Genomic DNA, 6,103 nt, shown 5'->3' with positions numbered 1-6,103 from the left:
CGTTCCGACGTCAATGTCGAATCGAGACTCTTCCTTTCGGTCAAAGACCGTGCGTCAGGATTGATCGCCACTGCCGACGAAAACAACCTGATCACGCTGTGGCGGGAAGCGGAACATGGCCATTGTGAACGGTTGGCACAACGGCAACTGGCCGACCTGAAGACGATGAAATTCCAGCCCGGCGGCAAGGCGTTGGTCACCGGCACGTTGGCCGGAAAGATCTCGGTCTGGTCGATTCCCGAGTTGGAGGAAGTGACGCGTCGTCAACCCAATCCCTCCCAGTTGGGTGAAATCGATTTCGCCCCCGATGGGAAGGTGATGGCGAGCGGCCACTTCGACGGCGAAGTGTTGTTTTGGGATACCGAAACGTGGGAGAACCAATTGGTCGTGCAAACCGACGTCGCGCCCATTCGCGATCTGCAGTTCTCACCGACCGGAGATCGACTCGCCGTCGGTGGCAAGGGAGATCACCTCGTGCTGTTTGACGCAGGTTCACTCGCGGCCGAAGAACTGCTCTTCCGACGGTAGGGCGACGAATTCCCAACTGGCCGGGAAAAAGCGAACGATCTCACCCGGGCGGTAGCCTTCCAATAGCAGGCCGCACTGAAGCTGAATCTGCACGCCGCAACAGCCCGGCACCATCGGGACTTGATTCGTTTTCAGGATGTTGCCGCCCTTGCGATCGTTGAGCGGCTCGTAGGTCATCAGCGTCGAGCGGGCGACGGCGAGCGTCCCTTTCGGTTTCTCGTCATCTTTCGCACCGCCGGAGGTTGGCCAACCCAGCGGCTCGGGCACGATGTCATCCAGGCTTTCCAGCAGGCTAATGTCGATGCCATCGAAAAACGTCACGGTGACGGTCGAAGCCTCGTCATCCACCGCGTCGACCCACCCCGGGATGCCGCGTTGGCGAATGTGGTCGTGATGACGCCGTCGCTGGCGGTCGCGCGCCAACTCGCGACTCTCCGGGTCCAACCAGATGTGAAACACACGGCCTGGGCCGTACAGGGTGGCCCAGGTGAGGTTCATTTGCACCTGCTGACCGGGTTGAATGCTTGCCAGCGTGCCGAATCCATGTCCCTGGTAGACCACCGTGCTCTCAAGCAGATCGAACCGCTTGGCATTGTCCTCGGGCTGACCGTCGACCAACAGCGTTGCCGTCAGTTGCATCGTCTGGTGGTCGACGTCCTCCACTCTCCAGACCTGATTTCGCCGCGTGTGGAAACTGAAGTCATCCTCGATTCGAATGCATTGCCGAAAGTTCGCTTCCGGAGAAATCCGTTGGTGACGCCTGACAATCGGCGGACGCTTGTCATCCGGATCGGTCGGGTAACACCAGGTATGAAGATGGGTGCCCAGGGGAATGTCCTGTAGCGCCGCGGGCTGGCCGTTGTATTCGATCGAACCGTAGGGCAACATCGTCAGCAACAGCGGCAGATCTTGGACTCCGGCGCCCTGTGAATCATCTCGATCCACGCGAAGGTGTAGCTCGCGTTCGGCGTGATCGACCCAGATCAGCTCTCCTTTGATGCAATGCGCCGAACCTTCGGGCGGAAACTCGCCCTTGACCGGCTGATACCACGGCAGGCTCTTGTCCTGGTTTTCATCGGTGCGGAATCGGATGGCCGCATCACCAGCCAACGCGGCCGTTGAAACCGCCAACGCAACGACCGCCGCAAACAGCAACTCAATCGTCCGCACAAACCTCATGCCACGATCTCCGAGATCGTGCCCAGGCTATCCTGAAACTGATCCACTTCGACGTCCACACGGTGCAACATCGTCAGGAACAGATTGCTGAGGTGCGCCTTGCTGTCGACCGGCCGACCGCAGATCTTGTAGTGGGCGCCGGCGTCAGCGACGTTGTATTGACCGATGACGGGCAGGTTGAAGTCGAGGTGCCGGCCGTGTTTCCAACCGAGCTTGCGTCCGCCGGCCAGGATCGTGGGCAGGTTGGCGTTGCCGTGGCTGTGGCCGTACGACATGCCGCTGCCCCAGAGCACTTGAGTGGTGTCCAACAACGTGCCGTCGCCGTCTTGGTGAGCTTTCAACTGGTCCAGGAAATAGCTCAATTGCTCGACGAGAAACGTGTCGGTCTGCGTGAGTCGACGTAGTTGTTCGGGGTCGCCGTTGTGATGCGACAAACCGTGCCGGGTCTGCGAGATTCCGATGTCGGGAATCGCACCGCCATTGGATTCACTGCAAATCATGCAGGTGATGACGCGCGTCATGTCGGTGCGCAGCGCCAGCACCATCAGGTCAAAGAAGATTCGGTGGTACTCTTGGACCCGGCTGATGTCCAGCTTGGCGGTAAAGCGGTTTGCGGCGTCGTTCGGCAGTCCGGGGCGGGGGACGTCCAGCCAGGCATCGGCCCGATCGGTGCGGATTTCCACCTGGCGAACGGCGGTCAAGTACTCGTCCAGTTTGCTGCGATCGGCCGAGCCCATTTTCTGGTTCACCCGCCGGGCGTCGTCCATGACCGCATCAAGAATACTGCCGCGCCGATTCAGACGCCGGCGAACGACGTCCTTGCCACCTTGCTCCCCTACGAACAGGCGTTCAAAAACCGTCTTGACGTTGCGATCGGCCGGCAGCTGAATGCCGTCGCGTGACCAGGCCAGTGAGTGGCCTTCGATCGCGAGTTCAAGGGAAGGGAATCGAGTCGACGCGCCTTGCACTTCGGCCATCAACTGGTCGACCGAAACGGTGTTGCGAAACGATCCGCCGCTGGACGGAACGTCGGCACCGGTGAGCCACACTTTGTCACAGTTGTGATGTTTCCCCAGCACCATCGGATGGTGCAGGCCACTGATCGGTGTGACGTCTTGACGATGTCGTTGGAGCGAGGCGAGCGGCGAGGTGAATTCGAAATCCGTGCCGGCCTTTTCAATCTGCCAGGTCAGCGTGTTGACGCCGTTGGGGATGTAAAGAAAGACACTGCGTTTGGGTTCGGTCGCCGCCGGCAGAGCTGCACCGTCCGCCATGCAATCAAGCAGCGGAAGACCGATGCTGGCACCGATTCCCCGCAGCACGTGGCGGCGGTCGAGACGCCAGTTTTTCGTCTGGATGTTCATAGAGTCTTTCTATCGTTGTTGAAAGAGATCGGAGAGTACGAACGCCTCAAGGATCGCTCGTACCTGGTAGTCCTTTTCACGGCTGATCTCGGCGATCGCACTTAATCTCTCGCGATCGTCAATCGTCATCGTGCGTCGCATGCCGTAGATGGCCAGTTTTTCGATAAAGGTTTGGTTGAACGCATCCAGGTCTGCCAGCAACAGTTGCTGAAACTCTTTCGCGTTGGCAAACGTCCGGCCGTCAGGCAATTCGCCACTGGCATCGACGGGTGGATCCTCGCCGGTTCCTTCGACCTTTTCATGCGTGCGCCACTGTCCGATCGCATTGTAGTGATCGAATGCCAGCCCGAGTGGATCGATTTTTTGGTGGCACGAGGCACAATTCGGATCGCGCTTGTGGGCCTCCAATTTCATTCGCAACGTCGCCTTGGGGGCGTCCGTCGGAGTCGGCTCAATCGGGTCGACATTGGCCGGAGGAGGCGGAGGTTCTTTGCCCAGAAAAACTTCCGACAGCCAGACGCCACGATGCACCGGACGGTGCCGCGTGCCGTCCGAAGTCAGCGACAGAACCGACGCGTGCGTCAACAGGCCGCCCCGATGATTCTGCGGTTGCAGCGCGACGCGTTGAAAGCGATCGTCGACCACGCCGGGGATGCCATAAAACCGAGCCAGTCGCGGATTGAGCATCGTCCAGTCGGAATCGATGAACTCGCGCAGCGTCAGGTCTTGCCGCAACACTTCGGCAAAAAATGCCTGACTCTCGCCGACCATGCTCTGTTCCAAGTAGTCGTCGTAGTTCGGGTAGAGGTTTCTGTCCGGCGGGAACATTCCCACCTTGCGCAGGTTCAGCCATTGGGACGAGAACGAACGCATGAATCGCTCGGCACGCGGATCGGCGAGCATGCGGTTGAACTGCTCCTCCAAGACCGCCCGATGGCGGAGTTGCCGATTCTCGGCCAAAGCAAACAGTTCGTCATCCGGCATCGTGCTCCAAAGCAAGTAGGACAGCCGCGTCGCCAGTTCCCAGTCGTTCAATTCGCTCCGTTCCGCCTCTTCGTCTCCCTCGGCGATGAACAGAAAACTTTTGGAACAGAGGATTGCCACCATGCCCGTTTTGACGGCATTGCGAAACGACTCGCCGGCTTCCAACTCGCCGCGGACGATTTCGAGATAGGTCTCCAGTTCCCTGTCGTAAAGCGGCCGCCGGAAGGCACGTCGCGCGAACCGGGAGAGGCTTTCGCTGACGGTGTCTAGCGATGTCTCGGTTGTCAAATACTCGTCGCGGCGCCGTTGCTCCTGCTTCGTCACCATCGGACCGCGCATGGTGATCGAATCGATGATCAGGATCGGATACCGCGGGCTTCCGTCCTGGTTGGTGATCTTCATCTGCCAGGGCGCGCGGCGATGCTTGGTCGTGATGAACGGAATCCCGCTTGTCGCGTTGGTCCGCGGATGATTCGGGACCTTATTCGCGTTCGTCACGTAGATCTTCGGCGGGCGGCCCGGCGGATTCGAAAAATGAGCCTGAAACGTCACAGTGACCGGATCGTCTTCCGGCGCGATGATGTCTCGTTCAAACAACACGCGATCGAGATCGGGCTCGGTCACCTTCATCCGCGGCGCAATGCCCTGGTCCGGTTTCAAGCCGCTGACGGTGTAGCTGATCTCATACACACCGGGTCCAGGAAACTTCAGGTCAGGCGATCGCCATGGATTGGAATAGCGATAGATCTGGCCCGACGTCGTCAGTGGGGCTCTTACCTTGTCCAGCAAACCTTCCGCTTTGAGTCGCTGGAAATGATGGTGGGTCTCCTTGATCTCCATCGCCCGCTTGCCGGCTTCGCGGTACTCGATCGGCTCGTCCGGATATGCTTCATCCAAGATCACTTCGGCCGCTTTGATGTATTTCTCGATATGCGATGGCGAGAGCGTCAGGACCGAACCGATCCGCTCAAATCCGTGCCATTGGGGATCTTCAAAAAGTCCGCCGGGATCGCTCGCGTCGTATTCCACCCCGATCAGATCGCGAACGGTGTACACGTATTCTTCGCGTGTGAGCCGCCGATAGGAAACTCGCTCACGCTTCGCCAGACGCGCCGACTCACCTTCCTTCATCCGCGCCGCGATCCACTCGACGATTTCGGCTCGCTGATCCGCGGTCGGTTGTTCGGCGGCATCGTCCGGAGGCATCTCGCCCGACTTGATCCGCTCCATGATCTCGACCCACCGCGGCGTGTCTTCGAAACCGACTTTCGGCGACAGATTGTCGACCCGGAAATCGCCGCTGGCGGACTGCTGGTCATGGCATTCGATGCAGTGCGTCTCGATGAAGCCGCCGACGGTCGCATCGAGTTCCTTCGGGTCGAATTCCTTGGCATCGAATTCGTCGTCGCCCTGCGCCGCGGCAAGCGAACAACATGCAATCAGCCAGGCTGCAACAATCTGCTTCATGATAGGAAACTAAGGATACGCGATTCATGGCATATACATTTGTTTCGTCAAAGAACCTTGCCTGGTGTCACGAGACGTGACCAATCCGTCGACGGTTTGAAAGTATATCTATTTCCTCGCTTTCGAGGGGCGAGCTTTCTGCTTCTTAGATACAAATGAAACAGCTGCCAGAAAGAACCCAATTGATTTATCATTGGGCACACAGAGTGGGCAGAAAGTTCACTGCCAGACACAAGCGATTGCCGGTAGGAGAGGGACCGGACGAGTGCGGGTTCAGCGCACCGTGATTAGATCGCGAGACCCGCCAAGCGTTCAGCGGGCAGGCGTACCGTCAGGTTCGATGTCGACCAGGCAACGGCGACTCACGCTGCATCGCTGTTTGATATTTGAAACCCGCAGCGTCCAACGGGCGCGATTTGCTCTCTCGATTTTTAAGTCGCGGGTCAGCGTGCCAAGGTGGACGGAGTGTCATCGCTGATGGTGGACGCGGTGCGAACCGGGGTGTCGTTGAGACTGTAGGTCGTCGACGCGGGGATGACTTCGGATTCCGACGCGAGCATCGGGGAAGCGGTTTCGCTTGG

4 protein-coding genes are annotated in these 6,103 nt (G+C 59.1%); 1 reads left to right on the top strand and 3 read right to left on the bottom strand.

All coding sequences use genetic code 11. The features are described 5' to 3' along the window. Window positions 1-528: WD40 repeat domain-containing protein (locus tag ABX749_RS18175; protein WP_372897210.1), on the top strand; the 528-nt coding region annotated here is incomplete at its 5' end. On the opposite strand, the gene ABX749_RS18170 is transcribed toward ABX749_RS18175, so the two are convergent. Genes ABX749_RS18170 through ABX749_RS18160 form a run of 3 tightly spaced genes read right to left on the bottom strand, consistent with a single transcriptional unit; the run spans window position 493 to window position 5,522 of the window. After that, window positions 493-1,707 (bottom strand): hypothetical protein, encoded by a 1,215-nt coding sequence (locus ABX749_RS18170; protein ID WP_372897209.1) that lies wholly within the window; start codon window positions 1,705-1,707, stop codon window positions 493-495. The genes ABX749_RS18175 and ABX749_RS18170 overlap by 36 nt on opposite strands. After that, the gene (locus tag ABX749_RS18165) at window positions 1,704-3,071 is read right to left on the bottom strand and encodes a DUF1552 domain-containing protein (RefSeq protein ID WP_372897208.1); all 1,368 of its coding nucleotides are present in this window, start codon (window positions 3,069-3,071) and stop codon (window positions 1,704-1,706) included. Before ABX749_RS18165 ends, ABX749_RS18170 begins: the two co-directional genes overlap by 4 nt. A gap of 9 nt (window positions 3,072-3,080) precedes the next feature. Then, window positions 3,081-5,522: a DUF1592 domain-containing protein gene (locus ABX749_RS18160; protein WP_372897207.1), complete on the bottom strand. Its 2,442-nt coding sequence runs from the start codon at window positions 5,520-5,522 to the stop codon at window positions 3,081-3,083. Between the last annotated feature and the right edge of the window lie 581 nt (window positions 5,523-6,103).

Origin of the sequence: Stieleria sp. (genome assembly GCF_041595215.1) — a bacterium.
Taxonomy (GTDB): Bacteria; Planctomycetota; Planctomycetia; order Pirellulales; family Pirellulaceae; genus Stieleria; species Stieleria magnilauensis.
Note: the sequence above shows the minus strand (reverse complement) of the source record. Positions and strands in the feature narration are given on the sequence as shown.